At 36.7% G+C, this 24,126-nt stretch carries 24 protein-coding genes and 1 tRNA gene; 8 read left to right on the plus strand and 17 right to left on the minus strand.

The features are described from left to right. The first annotated feature begins 353 nt into the window (after positions 1-353). Entirely contained in the window at positions 354-890 is a 537-nt protein-coding gene (locus tag BKP35_RS19820; protein ID WP_211274600.1) for a CueP family metal-binding protein, read from the plus strand. 86 nt (positions 891-976) lie between these two features. On the opposite strand, the gene BKP35_RS19420 is transcribed toward BKP35_RS19820, so the two are convergent. Next, positions 977-1,123: a hypothetical protein gene (locus BKP35_RS19420; protein ID WP_169819156.1), complete on the minus strand. Its 147-nt coding sequence runs from the start codon at positions 1,121-1,123 to the stop codon at positions 977-979. A gap of 182 nt (positions 1,124-1,305) precedes the next feature. On the opposite strand from BKP35_RS19420, the gene BKP35_RS06470 reads away from it, so the two are divergent. Beyond that, a complete protein-coding gene (locus BKP35_RS06470; protein ID WP_071312559.1) occupies positions 1,306-2,175 on the plus strand; it encodes a hypothetical protein in 870 nt (289 codons plus the stop codon). Positions 2,176-2,392: 217 nt separating this feature from the next. Here the strand turns inward: BKP35_RS06470 and BKP35_RS06475 are convergent, their stop codons facing one another. The 8 genes from BKP35_RS06475 to BKP35_RS06510 form a co-directional block, all read right to left on the minus strand. After that, entirely contained in the window at positions 2,393-3,868 is a 1,476-nt protein-coding gene (locus tag BKP35_RS06475; protein ID WP_071312560.1) for a zf-HC2 domain-containing protein, read from the minus strand. A 4-nt stretch (positions 3,869-3,872) separates the two neighbouring features. Next, positions 3,873-4,286: a GNAT family N-acetyltransferase gene (locus BKP35_RS06480; RefSeq protein WP_071312561.1), complete on the minus strand. Its 414-nt coding sequence runs from the start codon at positions 4,284-4,286 to the stop codon at positions 3,873-3,875. Between the two features lie 350 nt (positions 4,287-4,636). Then, positions 4,637-5,053: an ATP-binding protein gene (locus tag BKP35_RS06485; protein WP_071312562.1), complete on the minus strand. Its 417-nt coding sequence runs from the start codon at positions 5,051-5,053 to the stop codon at positions 4,637-4,639. 23 nt (positions 5,054-5,076) lie between these two features. Next, positions 5,077-5,256: an aspartyl-phosphate phosphatase Spo0E family protein gene (locus tag BKP35_RS06490; protein WP_071312563.1), complete on the minus strand. Its 180-nt coding sequence runs from the start codon at positions 5,254-5,256 to the stop codon at positions 5,077-5,079. Between the two features lie 300 nt (positions 5,257-5,556). Then, positions 5,557-6,387: an ion transporter gene (locus BKP35_RS06495; RefSeq protein ID WP_071312600.1), complete on the minus strand. Its 831-nt coding sequence runs from the start codon at positions 6,385-6,387 to the stop codon at positions 5,557-5,559. A 264-nt stretch (positions 6,388-6,651) separates the two neighbouring features. Then, on the minus strand, positions 6,652-7,071 hold the full coding sequence (locus BKP35_RS06500; RefSeq protein WP_071312564.1) for a universal stress protein: 420 nt from the start codon (positions 7,069-7,071) through the stop codon (positions 6,652-6,654). A gap of 15 nt (positions 7,072-7,086) precedes the next feature. After that, complete coding sequence (locus tag BKP35_RS06505; RefSeq protein WP_245741893.1) at positions 7,087-8,535, minus strand: SulP family inorganic anion transporter; 1,449 nt, start codon at positions 8,533-8,535, stop codon at positions 7,087-7,089. A gap of 273 nt (positions 8,536-8,808) precedes the next feature. Beyond that, positions 8,809-9,135, minus strand: a complete 327-nt coding sequence (locus BKP35_RS06510; protein ID WP_071312566.1) for a nucleoside triphosphate pyrophosphohydrolase — start codon at positions 9,133-9,135, stop codon at positions 8,809-8,811. A 397-nt stretch (positions 9,136-9,532) separates the two neighbouring features. Here BKP35_RS06510 and BKP35_RS06515 point away from each other — a divergent pair, with 397 nt between their 5' ends. Then, complete coding sequence (locus tag BKP35_RS06515; protein WP_071312567.1) at positions 9,533-10,102, plus strand: GNAT family N-acetyltransferase; 570 nt, start codon at positions 9,533-9,535, stop codon at positions 10,100-10,102. A gap of 189 nt (positions 10,103-10,291) precedes the next feature. Here the strand turns inward: BKP35_RS06515 and BKP35_RS06520 are convergent, their stop codons facing one another. After that, on the minus strand, positions 10,292-10,951 hold the full coding sequence (locus BKP35_RS06520) for a TVP38/TMEM64 family protein (protein ID WP_071312601.1): 660 nt from the start codon (positions 10,949-10,951) through the stop codon (positions 10,292-10,294). A 410-nt stretch (positions 10,952-11,361) separates the two neighbouring features. Here BKP35_RS06520 and BKP35_RS06525 point away from each other — a divergent pair, with 410 nt between their 5' ends. Continuing rightward, positions 11,362-11,544 carry an aspartyl-phosphate phosphatase Spo0E family protein gene (locus tag BKP35_RS06525; RefSeq protein WP_071312568.1) on the plus strand — a complete coding sequence of 61 codons (183 nt, stop codon included), beginning with the start codon at positions 11,362-11,364 and terminating at the stop codon, positions 11,542-11,544. A gap of 153 nt (positions 11,545-11,697) precedes the next feature. On the opposite strand, the gene BKP35_RS06530 is transcribed toward BKP35_RS06525, so the two are convergent. Both BKP35_RS06530 and BKP35_RS06535 read right to left on the minus strand, forming a co-directional pair. Next, complete coding sequence (locus BKP35_RS06530; protein WP_071312569.1) at positions 11,698-12,672, minus strand: diaminopimelate dehydrogenase; 975 nt, start codon at positions 12,670-12,672, stop codon at positions 11,698-11,700. A gap of 237 nt (positions 12,673-12,909) precedes the next feature. Further along, a complete protein-coding gene (locus BKP35_RS06535) occupies positions 12,910-14,424 on the minus strand; it encodes a DHA2 family efflux MFS transporter permease subunit (protein ID WP_071312570.1) in 1,515 nt (504 codons plus the stop codon). A gap of 210 nt (positions 14,425-14,634) precedes the next feature. On the opposite strand from BKP35_RS06535, the gene BKP35_RS06540 reads away from it, so the two are divergent. Both BKP35_RS06540 and BKP35_RS06545 read left to right on the plus strand, forming a co-directional pair. Beyond that, a complete protein-coding gene (locus BKP35_RS06540; RefSeq protein WP_071312571.1) occupies positions 14,635-15,519 on the plus strand; it encodes a TetR/AcrR family transcriptional regulator in 885 nt (294 codons plus the stop codon). Between the two features lie 66 nt (positions 15,520-15,585). Next, the gene (locus BKP35_RS06545) at positions 15,586-16,206 is read left to right on the plus strand and encodes an NAD(P)-dependent oxidoreductase (protein ID WP_071312572.1); all 621 of its coding nucleotides are present in this window, start codon (positions 15,586-15,588) and stop codon (positions 16,204-16,206) included. An 84-nt stretch (positions 16,207-16,290) separates the two neighbouring features. Here BKP35_RS06545 and BKP35_RS06550 read toward each other — a convergent pair whose 3' ends face one another. The 3 genes from BKP35_RS06550 to BKP35_RS06560 form a co-directional block, all read right to left on the minus strand. Further along, positions 16,291-18,132: a PAS domain S-box protein gene (locus BKP35_RS06550; RefSeq protein ID WP_071312573.1), complete on the minus strand. Its 1,842-nt coding sequence runs from the start codon at positions 18,130-18,132 to the stop codon at positions 16,291-16,293. A 340-nt stretch (positions 18,133-18,472) separates the two neighbouring features. Next, entirely contained in the window at positions 18,473-20,095 is a 1,623-nt protein-coding gene (locus tag BKP35_RS06555; protein WP_071312574.1) for an ABC1 kinase family protein, read from the minus strand. Between the two features lie 1,146 nt (positions 20,096-21,241). Further along, positions 21,242-22,060 (minus strand): tyrosine-type recombinase/integrase, encoded by an 819-nt coding sequence (locus tag BKP35_RS06560; protein WP_071312575.1) that lies wholly within the window; start codon positions 22,058-22,060, stop codon positions 21,242-21,244. Positions 22,061-22,313: 253 nt separating this feature from the next. Here BKP35_RS06560 and BKP35_RS06565 point away from each other — a divergent pair, with 253 nt between their 5' ends. Further along, positions 22,314-22,595, plus strand: coding sequence for a hypothetical protein (locus tag BKP35_RS06565; protein ID WP_071312576.1), 282 nt, complete (start codon positions 22,314-22,316; stop codon positions 22,593-22,595). 90 nt (positions 22,596-22,685) lie between these two features. Here BKP35_RS06565 and BKP35_RS06570 read toward each other — a convergent pair. Together BKP35_RS06570 and BKP35_RS06575 are read right to left on the minus strand one after the other, a co-directional pair. After that, positions 22,686-22,762 (minus strand) — tRNA-Ile (locus tag BKP35_RS06570). A gap of 213 nt (positions 22,763-22,975) precedes the next feature. Next, the gene (locus tag BKP35_RS06575) at positions 22,976-23,302 is read right to left on the minus strand and encodes a hypothetical protein (RefSeq protein ID WP_071312577.1); all 327 of its coding nucleotides are present in this window, start codon (positions 23,300-23,302) and stop codon (positions 22,976-22,978) included. A 235-nt stretch (positions 23,303-23,537) separates the two neighbouring features. Between BKP35_RS06575 and BKP35_RS06580 the strand changes: the two genes are divergently transcribed. After that, entirely contained in the window at positions 23,538-23,891 is a 354-nt protein-coding gene (locus tag BKP35_RS06580; RefSeq protein WP_071312578.1) for an HD domain-containing protein, read from the plus strand. The last annotated feature ends 235 nt before the right edge of the window (positions 23,892-24,126 follow it).

A 24,126-nucleotide genomic window follows, 5' to 3' on the forward strand; every position in this document is an offset into this window, starting at 1 on the left:
AAGATTTGTATAAAATGTCCGGCCGATTTCTCGAGTGAGCCTCTAAAACTCGATAGAGGTTTACAGAGAAGTGAGAGAATTCGGCCGGCATTTACTTCTTAGATCATGACTGTTACCGTCATGCTAGTTTTGTATGAAAATCGCCCTCCTTTTAAAGGGATGCTCCTACGTCTCCTAGTAACGCTTCGAAAAAATTTCATAAGATAGACAAATAACTCCTATTGATTTCAGGAGAAATTTATGGTGAAATTACTATAGAGATATATTTAAGTATAATTATACTTAGAGATAGAAAATTATAGTTTAAAAGATTATAATATTTACATCTAGACTAAGCCAAGGTGGTGAATACAGTGAAAGTAAAAATCTTAGCAGTTATTGGATTGTTATCCGCACTACTAGTAGTAGGTTGTTCCGCTGATGGAAACGACGAAAGTAATGCAGAAGTTAATGAAGTGGATAACATTAAAGAATTAGTGCATGATCACAGTATGGGTAACATTGAAGGTCAAGTGGCTCGCATCAATTCTCACCAACTCATTGTAACAGAAGGTGACGAAAACGAGTATCTCTATAACTTACCTGAAGATGAATTTTTTGTCTCCATTGCTCCTTATATCAATTTCACCCATCCTTGAAGCATTCATAACCTGACAGGTTGTCAGGGCGAATTGGTGAATGAAGACTTCGAAGTATATATTGAGGACAACGAAGGTAATGTCGTACTAGATGATACTGTACAATCGCTTCCTAACGGATTTATCGACTTGTGGCTACCACGAGATAGAACGTATCAAATTACAATTGCTTACGATGGAAAAACTGCAGAATCTGAGTTTTCAACATTCGAAGGCGACGACACTTGCATTACAACGATGCAGCTTTCGTAAAAACTGAACTGATTAGAAAAAGCACCTTAGCGGGTGCTTTTTTGATGTATAACAAATGAAACTGATTATTAGACCATCACTAATGCCTAAAACCTAAATAAAAACATATACAATAGCAGTAGTGCAAACGTTGAAATCCCAGAAATGGTGATCATTTTACGATTTTGTTTTTTTACACCTGCGCCGACCATAATTACCGCAATCAAGATCAACAACGTAATGATAATTTTCATCGATATGTACCTCCATGTTATATTAACTATAGTGTAACACACCAATTTCACGCCATACAAACATTAGCACTATGTAAATGTTTACAAACCTTCTCTCAACAAATATCGTTCTTTTTAATTTATTTATTCATAGGATTCAGTAACAGATTCTTTTTATAGGACGAACTTAAGGGGTGTGCGTCATGGAGAAGCAAGCAAAAGGGGAACAACTGACAAACACAGAGAAAGTTTTATATTTGTTCGGTGGGGTTGTATTTTTAGTCGCTTTTTCGAGTACATTTTTTTTAAGTAGCGGTTTATCTCCGCTCCACATTCTTCAATTACGTTTAACGTTTGTAGGGATTGCACTCGTCTACTTTTTAGCGACTCATTTTTATGGTCAACGATTACAAAAATTAATAGAGAAAATCCTTAAGAAATGTGCACAAGTGAAGGTTAAAAACCAATTATCCCTTTCTAATATTAAAAATAATACTGAGGTAAAAACTTACGGTGAAATTGTTTTTTCAAATAACAATCAAGAACAATTCCCAGAGTTAGTAGAAGGTTATATCGAGGATAAGACTAGCATAGCATCTGTCGTTCGTATTGATCAAAAGATTATTAAAACGACGGTAGTTCATTTTAACAAAAAAATTATTGAAGATATATCTACGATAGATGGTGAGAAACGCATTCTTGAAGCTCTCGATGTTCATCCCACAGCACTCACGACCAAAAAAGATGTTGAGCAAGAGCTTATCAAACATTCTACTCGTGAAGTGCGTAATGTTTTAGATGATAAAACTACCACTGAAAAGGTGATTGAGGAAACACCAATCGATCGCCATAATCACGAAGATGTTGATATTCCAGTCGAAAGCCGACCTAAAAAAGTAATTCACATTCAATCAGCGGCTGCACTCACCAAACAAAAGCAGTCTAATAAAAAAACACCTAAAGTAAAAACAGGTACTGAACGGGAACGAGGTAAGACTAGTACGAAAATGGTGCGAAGTAAAAACGATCAAATCACAATTTGGTTTAACGGCTCCGTCCATGGGAAGAAATGAAGTTAAGCCACGATAGTCAATTCTAGATTTTTCATCAAAAAAGCGTTCCATCAAGTAATGGGAACGCTTTAGTTGTGCTACAAAAACAAAATGTTTGGCGAGGAATATCTATCCGCAAGACGGCTGCAAAAATCATCCAGACATTAAACTAATTAATGAATTCTATCCTTTTTTAACCTTCATGAATAAATGAAAAGTTCGTTCCATAGGACTTCCTCTACCTTATTGAAATTTTAGCAACTTCATCTAAAAATGTTGCTTTTGCATAAGCTTCAATATATAAAAATGTTGGCACAAAAGGTTCTTCACCTTCTTGCCAATTTACTTCAATCGTTTGTTCCGTAGAAAAAAGTTGATATTCGTGTTGTGGTGCTGGAGCGTGGAATTGTTGTTGTGGAAGAGAAGCCACTGGATCCTCATGCATCACACCTTCACGATCAAACCAAATTGTTTCTATATTGTGGTCAACAATATAATAGGTGAAGTTATCGATTCCACCACTATGACGATAGTAGTTCAAATCTAATAGTAAAAAATTATAAGAGCGGTCTGCGTCGACGGCTTCTTTTATCACTAATGTTGTTGTATAATCCTCGATCTTTACTGTCTCAATTGTGATCGGCTCACCGATGTATTCAAATGTGTACGGCAAGTCCGTAACATCAAAGTCGATTTTGACTTGGTTATTTACGTATTGTTCCATCTTTCCAAAATGAACTTCGATACTTTTTAAATCTTGAAAGTACATTCCTTCAAATATCGCGGTTTGAATATATGGCAATTCAAAATCTACGACACCGCGCAGATAGTTTCTTACATCATACTGCTCACCATTGGCAACAAAATGAGATAGTTGAATTTCACGATTGTGTTCATTACTAAGATCTCGTTTATAACTGTATTTTAACTCAGTGCTCGTCGGGCTAAGCACTAGCTCGAGAATTTCAACAGGAACTCCTTGAACATCGATCACTTCATTTAGCTCATACGTTTTCGCCTCATATTTTTTTACCGGTACTTCAAGTTGCCAGCTGCCTTCAACGACCACCCGATTGCCTCGATCAAACCAATCTTCTGTTTCGAGTTCTGCATCCGAAGTAAAAAGCATCTTAATTTCAATGCTCAATGTTTGCTCATCGTCTTCGATCGGCGCTAAATGAATTTGCCCTTTCGTAAGCCCGGGAACAACTTCCTCTATATTTCGAACTAATATACGCTCATTTGGAAATCCAACGGCTGTTTCTTGCTCATAAACCGCGGTCGGCTCAATAAAATAATGTTCGTCACTGTTCAAGTCTTCAACTTCAAAAAAAAGAATCGTTTCTTCGTTACTAGCCGCCACATGAGTAATCGTCAATTGAATATCTTCATTAACTGTATGAACGTCGACAGCTTCTCCGAACACCGCTTGATCACTACTCAAAAGTTGATAATAATAAACAAAGCCTGCAACCACGATCAAACTCAATATCATAACACTGATCATCACACGAGGTGACCGTTTCGATTTTTTCATAATCGGAGCGGGCACGTGTGGGGTTTCTTCACGAATGTGGGAGTTGGCCATTTTATCATATTTTTTGGCGCATTGTTTACAAGATGCCAAATGAGCTCCAACCTCTTTATATTCTTCTAAACTTAGCTTCCCTTTATGGTAATCGACTAATTTTTTCTGAATGTCACTGCAGTTCATATGATCACCTCACTTCTACTCCAGATTGAAATTGATAATTTCGAACGACCATCCCATTAGCTTCAACCATCCCTAGCTTCTTATAATATGGTTGCAAATTTTTATCACACAATAAATCGATCATATATAAACCTTCAAGCTCTTGTAGCATCCGTTTCATTAATTCCGTACCGATCCCTTTGTTTTGATACTCAGGCAAAACTTCAAGAAATGGAATGTAAGCTGACAATACATCGTCTGTAATTGCAGTAATAAAACCAACGACTTGATGGTTCTCTTCATCAATGCAAACAACGATTTTATCACTTTTTTGTAATAGTTCTAAATGTTTTTCTTCACTTGGAGGGTTTGGCCAACCAACAAAAAAAACTTTTAACATTTTTACAGTAATATCTTTACAACAATAATGGTAATTCATTTTATTCTCCTCCTACTATTTAATACATTTACAACTATTTTATTCTATAACTACTAACCAACTTTTCCATACAAAACGCTCAAGACGATATATCGTCACCACCTTGCATGTAAAATTGGTGATGGATTTTCTTTCCCTTCGCTGTAAACTTCTATCGAATTTTAGAGGCTCGTGAAAGGAAATCCATCACCAAGTATCTATTTGCATAAAAAACCCTCATGGTGGCATGCCTGCCGCCGCCATCTAACATGAAAAGTCGGGCGGGGGTCCTAACCAACAAACCAACTTTCATACAAAAAAGGCAGGGACGTTCCCTACCATGTTATAATTACTACTATTTTATTATCTAATTAATTCGAAATAATGAGTGTAATTTCATTTCCTATGTCATTAAAGAACACTTCGTTCACTACTTCAAACATAATATAAATACCTCGACCATTTTCTTCGAATAATGTCTCCTCAAGAAGCTGACGGGATCCTTTTTTATGTATTAAATCTAATTTTTCGTGAACTGGAAATCCATTTCCGCTATCTTTTATTTTGATTAATAAATCATCTGTCGATAATAGTTCAAGTTCAACAATGATTGGAAACTCTCCATGAACAACAGCATTATTAATCGCTTCGTTAAAGGCACACATTGCAGAAAATTGATTTTTTTCCGAACACATTGATTTGAGATGACGCTCTAGGAGATTATAGTTGTCTTTGTATTGTTCCAAACTTTCGATTTTAAACGTTGACGGGACAGTACATGTGGGCATAACAATCATCCTTTATATATTTTTTATTTTATTATTTTTTGTTGATATTGATTCAAGAGATTATCTAACTTTTGACTCAGCCTAATAGTTTCAGGGTGATCAATTCCTTTAGTCTGACCAACGTATACCATTTTCTGACGCAATGTCTCTATTTTTTCACACGATTCGGGATTGGTTTTCTCTCTTTTAAGCATAACTTTCATAACTTCTCCCCTCTCGTCACAAAAATAAATTCAAATTATCACTCAACACAATTTAACATATCCGTGTAAAATTCGTTAGAGATTCGACAAACTTTCTATTAATTCGACACCGAAATTTTACAAGATAGATCAAAAACTTATTGAAATCTGCTATTCTCAGTTTTTTAATCAAGAAAAGCCTCGACCTTACTTGTTAGTGGACATTTATTCTTAAATGTCCGCAAGCACCTGAACTCACATTGATACACTCACACAAAACAAAAAACAGCAACAAATTTCTTGTCGCTGTTTTCGGCTTACCTATGATCCTAATTTATTTTTCTCCACAAGTAATTGCTTGATTTCACTCAGATCTTTCTTCAAATCTTCGTTTTCTTTGAACAATCGATCCATTTGTTCATCTCGTTTTGCGTCATCATCCTGACCTAAATAGCTTAAGATGACGGCGACGACTAGGTTTAAGATAACTAATGCCCCGATGATGATAAACGAAACAAAATAGGCCCATGCCCACGGTACTTCATTAATTATTGGCCTTGCAACTTGGCTTGCCCACGATTCAAATGTGACGACTTGCATCAACGTAAACAGTGCTGTGTGAAAACTTCCGAAAAACTCATACGGAAGAATTTCACTAAAAAAGGTCGTTCCGATAATTGCATAAATCGAAAAAAGCAAGATCGATAGACCTAATATACCAGTCAAAGCTGGAACAGATTTCATTAATGAGTCGATAATTTTTCGTAGCGCAGGAATTGCCGGGATCATTCTAATTAAACGCAATACCCTAATTAACCTTAGTACGCTTACAAAAGGCGTTGAGTAAAATACTAAACTAGCAACGACAATACTAAAATCAAAAATATTCCACCGGTCTGAAAAATAACCTCTAAAGCCGAGTCCAATGATTTTCAAAAATAATTCTAGCACAAAAATCCAAACAATGATTTTATCTAAAGCTAGTAAGATACTATTTCCAGTAAAATACGTCTCACCGACGATAATAAGCCCATTAAAAAGAATTATACTAATAACAATCGGTTGAAAATATTTATGCTCTACTATTTGTTTAAACATCGTCTTTAATGAGCGATTATTACGATTAATTTCTTCTTTCTTTTTTAACTCCATTGCCTTAACCACATTTCCCTTCTATTCTATTGCTGTACTTTGTCTATCATTATATCAGAATTTTGCTTAAAGGTAATTGAATTGTTACGTTTTTCCTTCTCTTTTTCACGCTTATAATAAAAAAATGGAAGAGCACCGTTTTAAGCACTCTTCCCCAAAATATTCGACAGTCTTCTTAACAGTCCCTGCAAAATAGCTTCTCCACGATGGACGGTTTATCTATTTTGGTAATTCACTAACATGGAATTCGCCTATTTTCTTCAGCTACTTCACAATCATCACCGGACAATTCGCTCGTTTCGCCACTTTATGACTGACACTTCCTAAGACGAACCCTTGTATTCCATCTAAACCTCTACTTCCGATAATCAAAAGATCAACATCATTATCATTGGCATATTTAATAATCGATGGACCTGCTTCTCCTTGTAAGATTTGAATAGTGTACTCGACACCTTCATCTGTCGCTATCTTCGTAACTCCAGTTAATAACTCTTTTCGCTTTTCCTCGAGACTCATCGTGTTCCAGTTATTTAACACATCATGTTTTGCCTTATTAGAATCAACAACATAGACAATTTCGACCTTTGACTCACTATTGCACTTTGCAATTTTGATTGCGTTTTCCGCTGCACGTTTCGAATGTTCCGACCCGTCATATGCTAATAAAATCTTCTTGTACACATCAGTCACCTCCGTTTAATGTCCACCTAACCTATTTGCTAGTTTTTCGACTAACTCTGAACTTTCTTCATTTAACCCTGTAACATGGGCCTCAATTCCGTTTTCTTTAAATTTATGAACAATTTTATCGATCGCCACAACGGCTGAATCATCCCAAATATGAGCCCTTGCTAAGTTAATTTCCACTTCTTTGACATCATCTTGATACTCAAATTTTTTCAACAAATCTGTTACAGAAGCAAAGAACAATTGACCCTTTATTTTATAAACTTTTTTGCTTCCTTCAATCTTACTGTCCACCTTTACATCTGATATTTTCGCTGCAAAGAAGATCCCACTTAACAAAATCCCTGCAAACACACCGATTGCTAAATTATGCGTTACAACCACCGTTATCACTGTCACAAGCATCACCGTTGCATCTGTTTTAGGGACTAGGTGTAGGGTTCGTAATGAATTCCAATCAAATGTACTAACCGAAACCATGATCATTACACCCGCCAACACAGCCATCGGGATTAAAACGACAATATCACCTAACACAACGATCAAGAACATTAAAAAAGCACCCGCAACAAAAGCAGATAACCTACCTCTTCCTCCTGATTTTACGTTAATGACTGATTGACCAATCATCGCACAACTTGCCATTCCACCAAATAACCCAACAGCGATGTTGGCAATTCCTTGTCCGCGACTTTCTACGTTTTTTTCACTATCGGAATTGGTCATATCATCAACGATTGATGCGGTTAATAACGATTCGATAAGACCGACGACCGCTAAAGCCACCGAATAAGGTAAAATAATCATCAACGTTTCTAAATTAAATGGAACTGCCGGTATCAAAAATTCAGGTAAGGTTCTCGGAATTGTCCCCATATCACCAACGGTCCATGCTTGAATATTCATTACTACAGCCAAAGCTGTGACGATAATGATTGCTACAAGCGTTGACGGTACCGCTTTTGAAATATAAGGGAATATGTAAATCACCAATAATGTTAAAGCAACTAACGCATAAATCATCGGCCTATGACCGATAAAGTATTCAAGCTGAGACATAAAAATAAGGATCGCTAACGCATTCACAAATCCAACCATGACTGAGCGTGGAATAAATTTCATATATCTCGCTAATTTAAATACACCAAATAAGATTTGAAATATGCCAGTCAAAATCGTCGCTGCCAATAAATACTGCAATCCATGATCAGCTACTAATGTAACAATGACTAAAGCCATTGCACCCGTTGCAGCCGAAATCATCCCTGGCCTTCCACCGACAAAAGCAATCACCACTGCCATCACGAACGATGCATACAGACCTACCATCGGATCTAGCCCGGCAATAATTGAAAAAGCAATCGCTTCTGGAATTAAAGCAAGTGCAACAACAATTCCTGCTAGAATATCTCCTCGAATATTTCCAAACCAAGATTGTTTATAATTTACTTCGTTCACCCTTTCCCCTCCTACATGAGTGAATTTCATAATTACCTAAGTTGAGCCATATCAAGCTATAAGTAGTTGCGAACGAATTAACGTAACTACTTATAGCTACTTAATGGCGATAATATAGAATTATGATATTCATTAATATAACAATAACTTTTCCATAAAATTAGTATTTTTCCTAAGTTGTTTTATATGTGAAAAGGGGTTCTGTTTTTGATATGTAAAATATGGAAAGGGCGGGCTGTTATGAAGTGCCGCGGACTCTACAATCATTCATCTCTAGTCATCTTCAACCTCATGTAAAAAGATTTTTTCTTGAAAGCCACCTCGTTTTTTAACTTTTTCTTTTCGAATTTCCTCGATTTCTTCAAATGTTGAGCCGTGATGAGCCGCTAATGCGTGAATAATTTCAAGGACATCTGCTAATTCTTCTAATGCTACTGTATCGTTAGCTGCATACGTATATTCCTCGAGCTCCTCGAAACCTTTATTTTTTAATTCTTCTATGTATTGTTCGTCATTTAAAATGGAGCTTGTAAATTGTTTCCCTGATTTTTCAATAATCTCCGGAATGCGATCACGGACTAGTTTATTGTAGATTGGCATAAATTTCCCTCCTATGTTGTCTTAAGTCATTTTTCTCTGTAGGAATTATATCATACGTTGTTTAAGTGTTGGACAGTTGGTTTGTTGGTTTGTTGGTTTGTTGGTTTGTTGGAAAGCTGAAAGTTGGAAAAAACAATTAAATTACATTTTAGATGGTGACGGTTACCATCATGAAGGTTTTGTATGAAAAAGGCAGGTGCTTTTGCGAACGAACGTCTGAGATTCAGTAGAAGGTCAAGGTGAAGTGAGGAAAAGCACCCGCCTTTTTCATCTTAGTTGGTGACGGGCTACCGTCATGAAGACATGTATGTAAAAACTACTTAAACAGTGAAATGGTTTCATTAACCTGCTAAAATTAAGAAGACAAAACAACAAAGGAAAAAAGAAAGGGGAAACCATGATCATTAGACAAGCAAACGTAGAAGACTGGAAAGGGATTTCTCGTGTTCATGTGGATTGTATGCAACAAGCATACCAAGGAGTTTTACCTGCAAATATTTTAGATAAATTTACATATAACGATCGCGAGAAGCGCTGGCAAAAAGACCTCCCAAATACGATTAGTGGTGGCACGATGAATTTTGTGGCCTTAGATGACCAAGGTGAAATTGTCGGCTTTGCCTTAGGTGGGACGATGAGAGATGCTCGATTGAGAATAAAATATACTGGAGAAATTTACGGATTATATGTTCATCCGAGCGCAAAAGGAAAAGGTGTTGGGAAAAAGCTATTTGAGCGCCTTAGAGAGCATTTAGCTTCTCTGCATCATTCATCGGTCGCACTATGGACCTTCAAAGACCACAATTCTTGTCAGTTTTTCAAACAGCTAGGTGGCGAAGAAGTATATGATAAAAACACAACAATTGCCGGAAAAGAACTGAAAGAATTAGCCTTTGGATGGGAATCATTTACAAAAAAAAAAAAAAAACTAACACTTACTATTTTAATGTACAATCGAACCCTCTAATTTCATTCAATTAATTAGAGGGTTCCGTTAATAATCAGTACTACGTATTTAGTAACTACCCCTGATTTTTTATCGGCAACCCTCAAATTCATTTTATCGCCCATTCTCCTCCAAAATTTCTTTTAATACAAGTGCGAACCTTCCTGGCTCCTCAAGAATTGGGCTATGAGCAGAGTTTTCACCAAAATCTTAACGAAGCAGCTCACTCAATGATTTGTTTTTAAGATAATATTTATAAAAATAATAAGCTCCGATAATAATTACAGACAATATCCCTAATATGTAATAATCCATTTCCAAAGTGACGATCCCCATTGGAATAAGCCCTAACATAAAAAAATAAATCAAATTTCCGACAGTCGTTGCTATAAAAAAATGTTTCAATTTTATCGAGCTCACACCACTAACAATATTAATCAAGCTCGTCGGTACAAACGGAAAGATTCTGCCGATGAACACAAATAAAAAACCATTCTCCTCCACTTTTTCTTTTAATGCAACATTTATCCTTCTAAGCAAAACATCTTGAAAAAAGTATCGTGTTGCGATAAAAACGCTCACCCCACCAATAATACTTGTTACCCAACTCCAAATAACCCCATAAAAAAATCCAAATAACATGATATTAAGTGTAATTAAAATGATGAGAGGTATAATCGTAAACGTATTTTGAAGGATCATCATCATTAATGTAATAAAAAGAATATAAACGATATTTTCATTTAACAACAATCGTATCGCATCAAGATCCCCGTTCATGACTAAGGTGAAAATATCCAATCTTTGAACCACTACTATACTAATTGTTATTAAAAATCCGAACAAAGCTATTTTCACCCAAGGGTTCATATTCGACACCAGATTTCCCCTCCCAATATTATGTAATCGTAGTATTCACTATTGGAATAACAATTATGATATCTAGGGAGTATTGGAGAGGTCCGTCTAGCCGCCTGAGCAGCGCGCCATTTTACTTTTAGCTCCAAACCCCCAGCAAAAACACTACCAATTACCCTTTACTTTAAAATTACTGTCATTTTTTTAGAACTATTGTCGAATCTATTAAAAGTTCTCTAAATCTACTATAAAATAGTTTTATTGTCTAAGTTGTTTAATTCAAAGAAATTCATCATGCTATATTATCTCCATTAAGCATCTATATGTAGTTGCGTTAAACCTCCCGCAACTACATATATTTTGATATGACTCAATTAGGTAATGTTGAAATTCACTCAATTATATTATTAGGAGCTAAGGTTATGGAAAATTGTGAATGTATAACAGAAATTAAAAGCAAAATTAGTCGGCTACGTAAACATATGATTTACATAGCACAATTAAAAGGGATCAACCATTCTGACACGATTAAATGTAGTCAAGAGCTTGATTTCTACTTAACCAAATATCAAAAAATAAAAGTAGCAGAAAAACAGTCTCATTAGCATCTTTAATTCATAATGCTTTCATTATTACACTGTGATGAAAATACTTTTCCTAGCCTTATGTAATTATTATAAACTTTTGCAAGCTCATCATTTTGTTCCCACAAAAACAAAAAGCGGAGGATTTCTCCTCCACTCTTCTGTGTTCAGCTTCTATAATAACTCTTTTCTCAATTGTTCAGGCGATTTAGGAGATAAGTATCCAAACGGAATATCAAATACTGTTTTTACACCTGTAAAACCTTCTTCAGCAAACTTATAAATCGCTCTAGCATAGGCAACCATGACACTTGCTGTAAACTCTGGATTGCTCTCTAATGTAAGGCCGAATTCGAAGATTTGCTTACTATTTTCACCCGTTTTTCCACTACGTAATACGACACCACCATGTGGCATTTTCGTATGCTTTTCTTTAAATTCTTCTTCAGTAATAAAGGTTACACTAGTTTCATAGTCCGCAAAATAGTTAGGCATCGTCTTAATATCGTTTTCGATGCGCGCTAAATCTGCACCAGCCTCTGCAACTACGTAACAATCTCTTAAGTGTTTTTCTTTTGTCGTTAACTCTGGTTCTTCACCGTTACGAACCTTGTTTACAGCTTCTTCCATCGGTATCGTATATTGCACACCGTTTTGAACACCTTCAACACGACGAACCGCATCTGAGTGTCCTTGGCTTAAGCCTTTGCCCCAAAACGTGTACTCTTTTCCTTCTGGAAGGATCGACTCTGCTAATAAACGGTTAAGAGAGAATAACCCTGGGTCCCAGCCCGTAGAAATCACACACGCATGGCCGTTATTTTTCGCTACTTTTTCGACAGCGCTGAAATATTCAGGAATTTTCGCATGTGTATCATAGCTATCGACGATATTAAACATTGAAGCAATGTATGGCGCTTGCTCTGGTAAGTCAGTGGCAGAACCACCGCAAAGCAACATAACATCGACTTTCCCTTTATAATGTTCAATTTCAGAAATATGTATCATGTTTTTATTTTGACCTACAGCATCAGGTTTTCGTCTTGTAAAAATCCCTACTAACTCCATATCTTCGTTTTGCTCGATCGCCGCCTCAACGCCACGACCTAAATTTCCGTAACCTACAATCCCCACTTTAATCTTGTTCATAAATAACTCCTCCAATATTATTTTTTAGCTCCCCGCTAATCTTTTATATAGATTTACCAGTTTAGTTCTTTCGACACAAATATCCAATAATCCTTTTTATGCGCCACATTTTCATAAAATAGTCACCCAAAAGTCATTTCCACGGCTTTTGATTTCTCTTCTTAAGCCCCCGCACCACCTAACCAACCATCCAACCATCCAACTAGCCAACAAAAAAAGAACAGGTCGCCCCATTCTCTAATTCTCAGCTAATTTCGGGTTTAATTCTTTATTCACTTCGACCTCTTCGATCGGGTCTTCCGCTGGCTTTGCCCGCTTTATGAACATCGCTAGCACAAGAGCAAACGCCGAAAGATAAACAGAAACCAAAAACGCATCATTAATCCCTTCGAGCATTGCTAACATCATCAATTGATCACCTGCTGCAATAGGATCAGGCGTAACAACACCTGGTGATGTCGTAGCACCTAAATTTGTAGCGTGTGTTTGTGTTCGAATCGACATCACCGTGATTAGTAGCGCAGTACCGATCGCCCCTGACACTTGCTGCATCGTATTGTTCATCGCCGTTCCGTGTGGATAAAACCGTTTCGGTAATTGATTTAGACCATTCGTTGACACAGGCATAAACACCATCGACATTCCAAACATTCGTATTGAAAACAAGAGCATTAAAGTCATATAACTCGTTTCTAACGTTAAATTACTAAACATATAGCTCGTTACAGTAATCAACGTTAAACCAGTAATCGCTAAAATACGGCCACCAAACTTGTCAAACAACCGACCATTAATCGGTGACATTACCGCCATTAAAATTGCCCCCGGCATCATTAACAAACCGGCATCAAACGGAGAAATCCCCCTTAAAGTTTGTACGTAAATCGGAAACAAAATCATCCCAGAAAACATCGCCATCGAAATAACCATCGAAATCGAAGCCGATAACGAGTACATTGGGTACTTAAAAATTTGGAAATTTAACATCGGTTTTTCTTGTTTCAATTGCCGGCGGATAAATGTGACTAAAGAGAGCCCACCAATGATAATCGGCGCAAAAACAACTGGACTTTGCCAGCCTAAGTTCCCAGCTGAACTAAACCCGTATAATAATCCTCCAAAACCGACGCTCGATAACAAAAGTGAAATTTTATCAAGACGAAGATTCACGTGTTCTTTTTTATCTTTTAATAAGAAAAAGCCAATGAAAAAGACGCCAACCGCTACAGGACTGACAAAGTGAAACAACATTCTCCAACCGTAGTTTTCTACTAAAAACCCAGATAAAGTCGGACCAATGGCCGGTGCCCCCATCATAATTAACCCGAAGAAGCCCATCGCCGTTCCGCGTTTTTCAACTGGAAAGCTAACGAGCATCACATTCATTAACAACGGCATCAAAATGGCTGTGCCCGAAGCTTGGGTCATTCTCCCTATTAATAATAATGGGAAAATATGAGCAAACCCCGCTAAAAAAGTCCCAACCGTAAATAACCCCATTGCGACTAAAAATAATCTCCGAACCGAATATTTTTGGATTAAAAAAGCCGATACCGGAACTAAAATTCCACTAACTAACATAAACCCAGTCGTCAGCCACTGTACGGTCGCAGCTTCCACTTTAAATTCAGCCATAATCGCTGGCAATGCTATATTAAGTAACGTATTATTTAAAAATGCGATAAATGCTCCAATCATTAGGACGGCAATAATCCCATATGGTGGGCGATTTGTATCGAATGATTGATTCATGCTGCCCTCTCCTTTGAACACTAAGTTCAACTTTTATACTTATGTTCCAACACTTCATATATTAAATCATCACACCTGATAGTGCAATAAAAAAATGTTACCAACCTGTTTTCGAAAGGGGTGTCCCCCAAAAAAAGTGTAGCCTTGTACTTAGTGAAAAAATGAGATACGATTTTATACAGAAAGTATAATGAGGATACAGGTGATTAAATGAATGAACGAAAGCAGCACGTCATTAATAAGACTCACGAACTCTTTATGAAAAAAGGGTATGAAGCTACGTCCATTCAAGACATTTTAGCTTATAGCGAAATATCAAAGGGGACATTTTACAATTATTTTTCATCAAAAAGTGAGTTATTGATGGCCATTATAAAAAATATATATGATCGCTTAGAAAAAGAGCGAGCTGATCTATTAGTTGGTAAAGATCCAGCGAATGCGGAAATTTTTATCCAACAAATCGACCTCCAAATCAAAACGAACAGAGTCAATAAGTTAATTCCTCTATTTGAAGAAGTACTCGTTTCCAATGATGAGGAGCTAAAACATTTTTTAAAAGAAAATCAATTTAAAATGCTCCGCTGGTTAAACAGCCGTTTCATCGATATTTTTGGTGAAAGTAAAAAAACTTATTTACTCAATTGTGCAATTATGTTTATGGGAATTTTACAATATAATTTGAAGTACTCTACTCTTTGCTATGGGGCGAATTATGAAACGGAAGAAGTCGTACGTTATAGTTTCGAGAGGATTAGTGAAATGGTTACTGAAGTTGCAAATGCAGACGTTCACTTAATCCCACCAGAGGCGCTTGAAAATTTACTATCAAATAAAACTAGTACTAACGCTCACAGTGGGCAACAGCTTAATGAAGCAATCACTAAGTGTAAAAATGCCTATTCGAACGCTAAAGAGCCCGCAAAATACTATGAGTTATTGGACTTTATCCAGGACGAACTCAGCAGCGATAGCCAGGCTCGAAGATTTTTAATCGAAAGTGCAATTGCTTCTTTAAAATCTGGGGAAGAAACGGAAGGAAAGTTACTAAAAGAGTTGGAGGCCATCGTTACGGACCAATTATTAAATTCATAGAATTAGCGACGCCCATAAATTTTTAGGCAACAGTATTTATTCATGAAAAAAGGAGGATTAGTTATTATGAATATATTAATTTTAGGTGCAACCGGACGCGTAGGCAGTCACATCGTCCGCTTTGCTCTTCAAGACCATCACCATGTCACTGCATTAGTTCGCAGTCCAGAAAAACTAGAAGTATCTAATGAACATTTAACTGTTATTCAAGGAAATGCGTTAGTTTATGATGATATTAGCCGAGCCATCAAGGAGACTGATGTTGTGATTAGCGCCCTAAATACAGATGGCACAACGACTTTATCCGATAGTATACCTTTAATTATCAAAGCAATGGAAAACGAAGGCGTTCAACGAATCATTACGATCGGTACAGCTGGTATATTGCAAAGTAGAACAGAGCCTAGCTTACTCCGTTATTTGTCGAGCGAATCAAAACGTAAATCGAAACAAGCTGCCGAAGATCATCATAAAGCATACGACATTCTTAAACTGTCTAATCTTGAATGGACGATCGTTTGCCCTACATACTTACCAATGGGACAAGAACTAGGTAAATACCGCGTCGAACGTGATGTTTTACCAGAAGATGGCCGTGAAATTTCCGTCCCTGATACGGCAAAGTTCGCCTACAATCAACTCGAAAGTACGGAATATATAAAATCACGCGTTGGCATCGCTTATTAAACAAGGAACGGAAGCGACTAAGTTAGCCTAGCTAAAAATCAGTGCACAATTCGTCAAATAACGGGCCACATGTCCGCAAAATCACTATACATTGCCCACACTAATTTGCGGACAATCACCACATAAAGGAATTTGAATCGTTACCGTTGTTCCTTCTCCTTCTTCACTGTCAAGCAAAATCGCTCCCCGGTGATTTTCAATAATCTTAAAACTAACCATTAAGCCTAACCCTGTCCCCTTTTCTTTTAATGTATAAAAAGGCTCTCCTAATCGATCAATAAGATGCTTCGGAATACCGCAACCGTTGTCTTTAAAACTAATTTCAACAAACTGGTTATTCTTTTTCTCGACAAATATTTCAATTTTTCCTTTTTCACTCGTAGCCTCGAGTGCATTTTGCAACACATTGATAAACACTTGCTTCAGTGAGCGTTTATCACAACAAATAAGCAATGTTTCTTGAACTGATTTATATTCAATTTCAATGTTTTTTAATAATGCATTGGCATTTTCTAAAGTTACGACTTCTTCTAATATTTGAAATATATTCTCCTCTTTAAAAATGGTCTCCTTATGTGGTTTTGCCAATGTCAAAAATTCATAAATAATCGCTTCGACACGGTCAAACTCACTATTAATAAGCTGAAAATATTGTTCATAACAACTATGTTTGGCTTGAAACAACTGAATAAAACCTTTGATCGTCGTTAATGGATTGCGTATTTCATGGGCAACACCCGCTGCCAACTCACCGACTACATTTAGCTTGTCCGCTTTATGAATAAAATCTTCATACTTTTTTTGCTCGGTATAGTCGCGAGCGATAAACTGAACAGCAGGTTTACCCTCATATATGATTTTATCCGTCATCACTTCAACATCGCGAATCGACCCATCGCAACGTTTCACCTTATAATCAACTAGACGATTAGTAAACGTATTTATTTGTTCAAATTCAGCCATTCTTCCATCAAATTTATCTCGGCCTTCTCGTGTAAGAAAATTATGTATTGGCTGACCAGTGACATCTTTTATACCTAATTGTTTCAGCGCTGATGGATTTGCATACACAAGATTGCCTTCGAGATCATGGATCCCAATTGCATCTATAGAAGACTCAACGATTGTACGATAACGTTCTTCACTTTCTTTTAGCTTAATATCATTCATGACATGATCTGTACAATCACGTGAAACGGTGATAATCTCTTCTAATTGGTTAGTGGCTTTATTAAAAATTCCTTTTGCAGTTGATTCAAGCCATGTATAAACTCCGTTTTTTTTACGGATGCGATAGCGAACTTTAGTTATTTTGCCTGTATATGATATTTGTTGATGGCTTGCAATCGTCAGCCTTAAATCATCAGGATGCATAAACGTATTATCATAAGGAGAAACGCCCATTAACTCTTCAGGCTTATACCCCAAGATTTCTTTTGCAGAGGGAGAAATACAAAACGCTTTGCCACTCGGATCGTGACGCATAATTAAATCTGTACTATATTCTGTCATTAAGTGATAGTGTGCCTCTTTTTCTTTGTAAGTTTCTTCCTTTTGTTTTTGTGCAGTAATATCCTTTATTTGAGCAATTAATATATTTGAATCTTTCACTTTTGAAATATTCGTGACTGTCCAAATAACGTTACCTGCTCTACTAATGTACTTTTTTTCAGTTTGATAGTTAGTAATTGCACACTTTTTCAACCTAGAAAAAAAGGATAAATTGTCGGCTACATCATCCGGATGCGTGACATCGTGAATCGTCAATGATTTTAACTCGTCACTTGTATACCCTAATAATTGACATATCGTTTCATTCACTTCTAAAAATTGGCCTTCTTCATTCATAAGCGATAATCCGATAAACGCTTGAAGAAAGGTTTGCTTAAAAAGTTCACTGTTATCAATTTCCATACCAATGTTCATCGTCTGCCCCCTACCTATACGCTTTTACGTTAACACCATTGTATAGTTTTCTGAATTTTAAAACAATATTTTTAACTAAATGAATTTCATTATTCAATATTCTCGCCACTAAGATCAATATATAGTTGCGTCAAAAACGTTCGCAAACTATATAATTCGTGATGTGGCTCATTTTTGGTAATTATGAAATTCACTCAACTAAAAAAAGTGCAAAATCTGTGAAAGGCTTTTACACCTTCTTGCATTCACCGAATGGAATTTTTGCGAATTCAGTTATCCCTAAACATTGACATAAACTTCAATAGTCCCTGATCCGTGAAGGTAGTTTGTGTAGTTCGATCTATAACCTCCGTTTTTCATGCATGAACTTCATCCATTTTTTCAACTTCATACTAAAAATAAAATAGCCGACACTAGAAAAAACGGATATCCCTACAGAAAGCTGAAAAATAAGGGAATGAGAAGTGTATATCCCTGTTGCAATCCCAATCAGGCCGAGTAATGTTAACTGAAATGATTGCTTTTTATAATTTTCATAAATGGTAAATTGAAAGAACCTTCTCTGTTCTACTTCTTTCAACGTTTCTAGTTTTTCAGGTACTTTTAAAAACTCTGTCAAATTATGTAACGTTTTAAAAACTGGTTGTGACTGCAACCAATGCCAGATAAATGACCATTTATTATTTCCTTGTGTTTTTAACCATTCGATAAATACAGGTTTTCCGATCTCTAGCAGTTCTTCGTCAGATGCCAAGCTACGGACAATTCCTTCAATAGTTACGAAAGAGCGACCTAAAAACACAAACTTTGTTGGCACTTGGATCGGAAGGGCTTGAATTATATCGTTCATTTCTAATTTTAATGCCATAATGTCCATTTCCTTAAGTTGAGCAGGCTGGAAAGCCATTAATTCCGCTAATAATCTTTCCATCGTTCTTGAATCAGCCTCAGGTAGTAAAAAACCTAAATGAGTCAAGCATTCTACCGCTTTCGCATAATTCTTTGAAAGAACACTTTCTATTAATCCTTGAAAATACGTTGCATCCTTTTTAGAGATCCGTCCAGTCATTCCGAAATCCAGTAAAATAATTTCTCCTTGTTTTGATACTAGTACGTTACCAGAGTGAGGATCGGCGTGGAACGTACCAGGCTCCAGCCATTGAGGTAAAAAGACTTCGATCAACCGTTGTGCCAATTCTTTACGGCAAACATCTAACTGACCTAACGCTTCGGCATCTGTTAGTCTGATTCCCTCGACCCACTCCATCACCAAAACCTTTGATGTACTAAGCTCTGGATATACGTCTGGTATTTTTACTGTATCGACATTATTAAACCGTTTTTTAAAATGAAGTAAAGAGTCCTTTTCTTGTACAAAATCAAGTTCTCTTTCTATGACTTGTTTTAGTTCATTAAATAGTACTTTGAAATTGATAAACCCTTTTGGCATAGGGACAAAAAAATCAGCAAACCAAATAATGATCCTTAAGGTGCGAAAATCTGTTTGAACAATCGATTGAATGTCTGGACGTTGGACTTTAATCGCAACTTTTTGACCATCCTTTAAAACAGCTTGATAAACTTCACCAATGGACGCAGAAGCGACCGCCTTTTTATCAATATGTAAAAAGTGCTGCTCAAGAGACCCTCCCCACTCAGTCTCGAGAATTTTCTGTATATCTTTCCATTCAGAAGGAGGTACTTGATCAGTGAGATCTTGTATTTGTTGTATAAAGGGGTTAGGCAATAAATCGGCACGAATGCTTAAAATTTGACCGATTTTAATGAGTAATCCTTCTAATTCAAATAATGTTTTCCGAAACCTTTTCCCTATTTTCTCCCATAACTTTTCCCAGTCTTCATCCGATTTTTTTCTAATTTTGTACCAGTAAATTTGAATGAAAATGAGAAAAGCCATCGATAAAACTTTAAACATTCGCCTTAATTTACTCTTCGTCTTCATCTACACAAACCCTCCATTCCTTTTCCGCATCACTTTATTGCTCATAAAAATATTGTAGCATTTAAACTTGTGGAAATATGTATTTATTTGTAATTGAGTAAATTTCATAATTACCAAAAACGAGCCACATCACGCAATATATAGTTTGCGAATGGTTTTGACGCAACTATATATTGATCTTAGTGCCGAGAATAATGAATTATGAAATTTATTAAATTGATTGAATTTCTTAAAGACCACATATTTCGTTAACTTATTCAATAGTGCTCCGTTTTTTTTTGTTATTTGCTTACAGTATAGGAGGGGTGATGCGTTGTATGGGGGGAGTGCGCAGTAGAAATGCGCATTTTCTAACACTGGATTTCTCTTCTCTGGTTTTGAGTCGAGAAGAGTAATCATTCGAGTGTTTGGATTACTCTTCTCCTGTTTTCAACTCAGTAGAGTAATCATTCCGGCGTTTCGATTACTCTTCTCCTGTTTTCAACTCAGTAGAGTAATCATTCCGGCGTTTCGATTACTCTTCTCCTGTTTTCAACTCAGTAGAGTAATCAGTTTTTTTCGCATAAACAGATTATCGTTAGAAGGTGGGGGTGATTTGACGCTTACAGCTAAAGGGCACGTAAGGTGATCTCGCGTGCCCTTACAAAGCGTCACTTCACCCATAAGGGAACACAAGACCTTCTCCCGTGCCCGTACGAAGCGTCATTTCACCCAAAAGGGAACGCGAGATCTTCTCGCGTGACCGTACGAAGCGTCGCACCACCCAAAAGGTCACGCGAGACCTTCTCCCGTGCCCGTACAAAGCGTCACTTCAATCAAAAGGTCACGCGAGACCTTCTCCCGTGCCCGTACAAAGCGTCACTTCAATCAAAAGGTCACGCGAGACCTTCTCCCGTGCCCGTACAAAGCGTCACTTCAATCAAAAGGTCACGCGAGACCTTCTCCCGTGCCCGTACAAAGCATCACTTCACTCAAAAGGTCACGCGAGATCTTCTCGCGTGACCTAACCGAGTGCCACACCCATCAAAAGGGAACGCAAAATCCTCATCGTGCCCCACAGTATAAGTCCGCCCAACTACTGCACACTCCCCACACTCTGTCACATTCTCAATTAGTGATTTCATCGTGAAATGCCTTTTATTGTTGTTACATAGCTTTTTCATCTTGAACATACTGCCTCGTAAGATTAACATCAGAGTGCCCTGCTAGTTGGGCAACGACTGAAAGATCCAGCCCTTTTCCCACTAACTCATAACAAAACGTATGCCGAAGCTTTTTCGGGTGAACACCGTATTGTTGCAATGTGTGCTGCACAGTTCGCACAGAAAGTGGCTTTTTACTTTTCGATAAAAATAAAGCCTCATGTTGGTCATCTCTTGAATCGAGATATTCCTTAACGTGTTGAATACATTCATTTGGAAGGGGGATTACCCTTTCGCCATTATTATTGCGAACAATGAGCTTTCCAGTTTGATTGCTCAATTGAATATTAGACCGGTGTAGGGCACAAAGTTCTGACACACGCACCCCGGTGTGCCGTAATAAATAAACAATCGCAATATTACGCTTATTTCCATCAGTTTTTATTTTCTCTAAGAGTTGTTGCAAACTATTTTTATCTAAAGGTTCAGGAGGATTAGATTCCCTAGGGTCTTTTTCAATTCGTTGAATTTCATTCATGATTTCAGACTTGTTGATCGACTTAGCAAAGGTGTTAATCGTGTTGTAGATTTTATTAATTGTCGAAGCACTTCGTTGTTCTGTTTCTAAATAGTTCATATATGCTTGAACATCTTGGCTCGTGACGTCGACTAAAGACCTATCGTTTGCTTCCAACCATTGTGAAAACGTACATAGAACACCTACATATGTTTTCAGTGTATTTTCTGATCTACCTTTTGCCAATAAATAATCCGAAAAAGAATCTATTATTTGTTCGGTGTGATCATTTTTTCTTAATCCCATTCTATCCCTCCTGACTATTCTGACTTTTATTATACTACTTTTGGAAGAGAAAGTAAATTTCTGCGCAATACACCCTTTTACAATCGTGCTCGCCCTCCTAACTACTATCCAACTAAGAGGTGTATTTCAACTTCGAAGTAAATATGTCGAATAACACTATCTTAAAAGTAAAGGAATATAGTATGATAAGATATAGATAATAAATAGGTTGTGGAGGATTTGATGGAATGTAAATTAGATGGGAGAGGATTTGATGGAAATATTAGTAGCTGCACTCTTCGGCACATTATTTATGTTCGGAATAACCTATGTGTTATCTCAGTTATTCATCAAAAAATTTATTAAGTATATACCTGCCCTTCTTCTCATAGTGATAGGTTCATATTTGCTTATTACAGCTAGGCTTTTGGGATCAGGTGGATTTGATAACTTGATTATGGGAATTTGGGCAGTCATGTTATATTATGGAGCGATTATCGGTATTATTAGTTCGGTGGCGATAGATTTTATAAGGAGAAAGAAGAAAATTTCTTAGTACTAATAGAGTTTCATTAAGACTCCAGAATATAGTACTAATAATCATGAGGATTTAATTACTTGGGGATTCCTCCGTATACTAGAACAATGGTGGACCCTGTAGGACTCGAACCTACGACCAACCGGTTATGAGCCGGTTGCTCTAACCAACTGAGCTAAGGGTCCTTATTAGCAATTTACAAGAAGAAATCTATCATAACACACAATAAAATTCCGCGCAACTATTTTCAGAGAGTTTATTGCTAGCTAGTTATCTACTTACTGTATATCGCTAATTAACACTCTATCGCAATAGCATTTTCGCAGCAAGCTTCATTTATCCTTTTTACAAAGATTTTTGGAGCTATTAATTACTTTCCACATTAATAAACTTCGAGTTTACCCCTCTCTTGCCTTTACCTTTTCACGGATGCTTTCTAGTTCTTTCAACGAAAGTTCACTTAAAGATTTTTTTATTTCCTCCTCAATCTCTTTTCTATTGTTTTCTCGATATTGATCCCACCACTCACGCAAACCTTCCGTATTTTTTAGGAGGTATTCAATATCGATCTCTTCTACATCATCGTCCGACAAATACCTCAACACAGCCCCTAACAAGCGATTAAGTTTTGTGATCTCCTCTTCTTTACTATCTTTTGTAGTTGACTGTAACCCTTCGGTTTCCTTATCTGCCCTCTTACCAACTTGAACGACTTTGCGTGGCATTGTCTTTCCTCCTTTTAACTATGAAAAAAATAAATTTTGACACACATTTGTTTGATTACCATCAATTTGCTTATTTTTTAGTATCATTAAAAATTGCAAAATTATACAACGTATATCAGTTCACACACCGATGAAACTTTGTAAAATCAAACTTTCCTTTGTAGGTACAAACATATACGCACAAAAAAATTACGCATACGCTATGATAAGGCACAATTGATTGGAGGGGGGGGCTTTGCGAAAAGATCAACTCCAGAAACTAAGTTACGAACAATTTCAAAATTCATTAGAGACGATCACTAAAGAAAGTAGATACGGTTTTACTTTGCACGAAGCTGAAGATTTTCTTTGGGTAGAAAACTTATTTATAAAACTTATGAGTAACCGTAAAGCTTTCGGTGCGATCCTGCAATTAAAAGTTCTTGACGATTATAGTTATTTGCACTCGATCGACACATTTATTTTAGGCGCATTATTTGCCAGAAAAATAAATTTAAAAGACATCGAAACATTTGCTCTCGGGTGTTTATTGCACGATATTGGAAAACTAGAAATCCCTAAAAGCTTACTACAAAAAAAGGAATGCTGACTACTATAGAGTACAAAGAAATACAGAAACATGTTATTTACGGCCATCAGTGGTTAACGAAACATCAATTTCCTAGCTTAACTTAGAACAACCACTTCCGCTCGACGATTTGCTAAACTTTTTAAAAAATCATCATATAGACAAATTAGGTATATCTATTTCCATCGACGAAGCCCTTCCAACGCTTCACCAAATAATTCTAGATATAAAAAAGAGCAACGAAAATATCACTATC

It is taken from the genome of Anaerobacillus arseniciselenatis (assembly GCF_001865995.1).
GTDB classification, from domain to species: Bacteria; Bacillota; Bacilli; order Bacillales; family Anaerobacillaceae; genus Anaerobacillus; species Anaerobacillus arseniciselenatis.

What these genes read in the sequence shown, in the direction of transcription:
- BKP35_RS06490 (WP_071312563.1), bottom strand. Translation starts at nt 5,256, where the DNA reads ATGAAAGTTATGCTTAAAAGAGAGAAAACCAATCCCGAATCGTGTGAA.
- BKP35_RS06545 (WP_071312572.1), top strand. Translation starts at nt 15,586, where the DNA reads ATGAATATATTAATTTTAGGTGCAACCGGACGCGTAGGCAGTCACATC.
- BKP35_RS06485 (WP_071312562.1), bottom strand. Translation starts at nt 5,053, where the DNA reads ATGCCCACATGTACTGTCCCGTCAACGTTTAAAATCGAAAGTTTGGAA.
- BKP35_RS06565 (WP_071312576.1), top strand. Translation starts at nt 22,314, where the DNA reads ATGGAAATATTAGTAGCTGCACTCTTCGGCACATTATTTATGTTCGGA.
- BKP35_RS06575 (WP_071312577.1), bottom strand. Translation starts at nt 23,302, where the DNA reads ATGCCACGCAAAGTCGTTCAAGTTGGTAAGAGGGCAGATAAGGAAACC.
- BKP35_RS06560 (WP_071312575.1), bottom strand. Translation starts at nt 22,060, where the DNA reads ATGGGATTAAGAAAAAATGATCACACCGAACAAATAATAGATTCTTTT.
- BKP35_RS06550 (WP_071312573.1), bottom strand. Translation starts at nt 18,132, where the DNA reads ATGAACATTGGTATGGAAATTGATAACAGTGAACTTTTTAAGCAAACC.
- BKP35_RS06555 (WP_071312574.1), bottom strand. Translation starts at nt 20,095, where the DNA reads ATGAAGACGAAGAGTAAATTAAGGCGAATGTTTAAAGTTTTATCGATG.
- BKP35_RS06475 (WP_071312560.1), bottom strand. Translation starts at nt 3,868, where the DNA reads ATGAACTGCAGTGACATTCAGAAAAAATTAGTCGATTACCATAAAGGG.
- BKP35_RS06530 (WP_071312569.1), bottom strand. Translation starts at nt 12,672, where the DNA reads ATGAACAAGATTAAAGTGGGGATTGTAGGTTACGGAAATTTAGGTCGT.
- BKP35_RS19420 (WP_169819156.1), bottom strand. Translation starts at nt 1,123, where the DNA reads ATGAAAATTATCATTACGTTGTTGATCTTGATTGCGGTAATTATGGTC.
- BKP35_RS06520 (WP_071312601.1), bottom strand. Translation starts at nt 10,951, where the DNA reads ATGAACCCTTGGGTGAAAATAGCTTTGTTCGGATTTTTAATAACAATT.
- BKP35_RS06470 (WP_071312559.1), top strand. Translation starts at nt 1,306, where the DNA reads ATGGAGAAGCAAGCAAAAGGGGAACAACTGACAAACACAGAGAAAGTT.
- BKP35_RS06525 (WP_071312568.1), top strand. Translation starts at nt 11,362, where the DNA reads ATGGAAAATTGTGAATGTATAACAGAAATTAAAAGCAAAATTAGTCGG.
- BKP35_RS06535 (WP_071312570.1), bottom strand. Translation starts at nt 14,424, where the DNA reads ATGAATCAATCATTCGATACAAATCGCCCACCATATGGGATTATTGCC.
- BKP35_RS06495 (WP_071312600.1), bottom strand. Translation starts at nt 6,387, where the DNA reads ATGGAGTTAAAAAAGAAAGAAGAAATTAATCGTAATAATCGCTCATTA.
- BKP35_RS06510 (WP_071312566.1), bottom strand. Translation starts at nt 9,135, where the DNA reads ATGCCAATCTACAATAAACTAGTCCGTGATCGCATTCCGGAGATTATT.
- BKP35_RS06515 (WP_071312567.1), top strand. Translation starts at nt 9,533, where the DNA reads ATGATCATTAGACAAGCAAACGTAGAAGACTGGAAAGGGATTTCTCGT.
- BKP35_RS06480 (WP_071312561.1), bottom strand. Translation starts at nt 4,286, where the DNA reads ATGAATTACCATTATTGTTGTAAAGATATTACTGTAAAAATGTTAAAA.
- BKP35_RS06540 (WP_071312571.1), top strand. Translation starts at nt 14,635, where the DNA reads ATGAATGAACGAAAGCAGCACGTCATTAATAAGACTCACGAACTCTTT.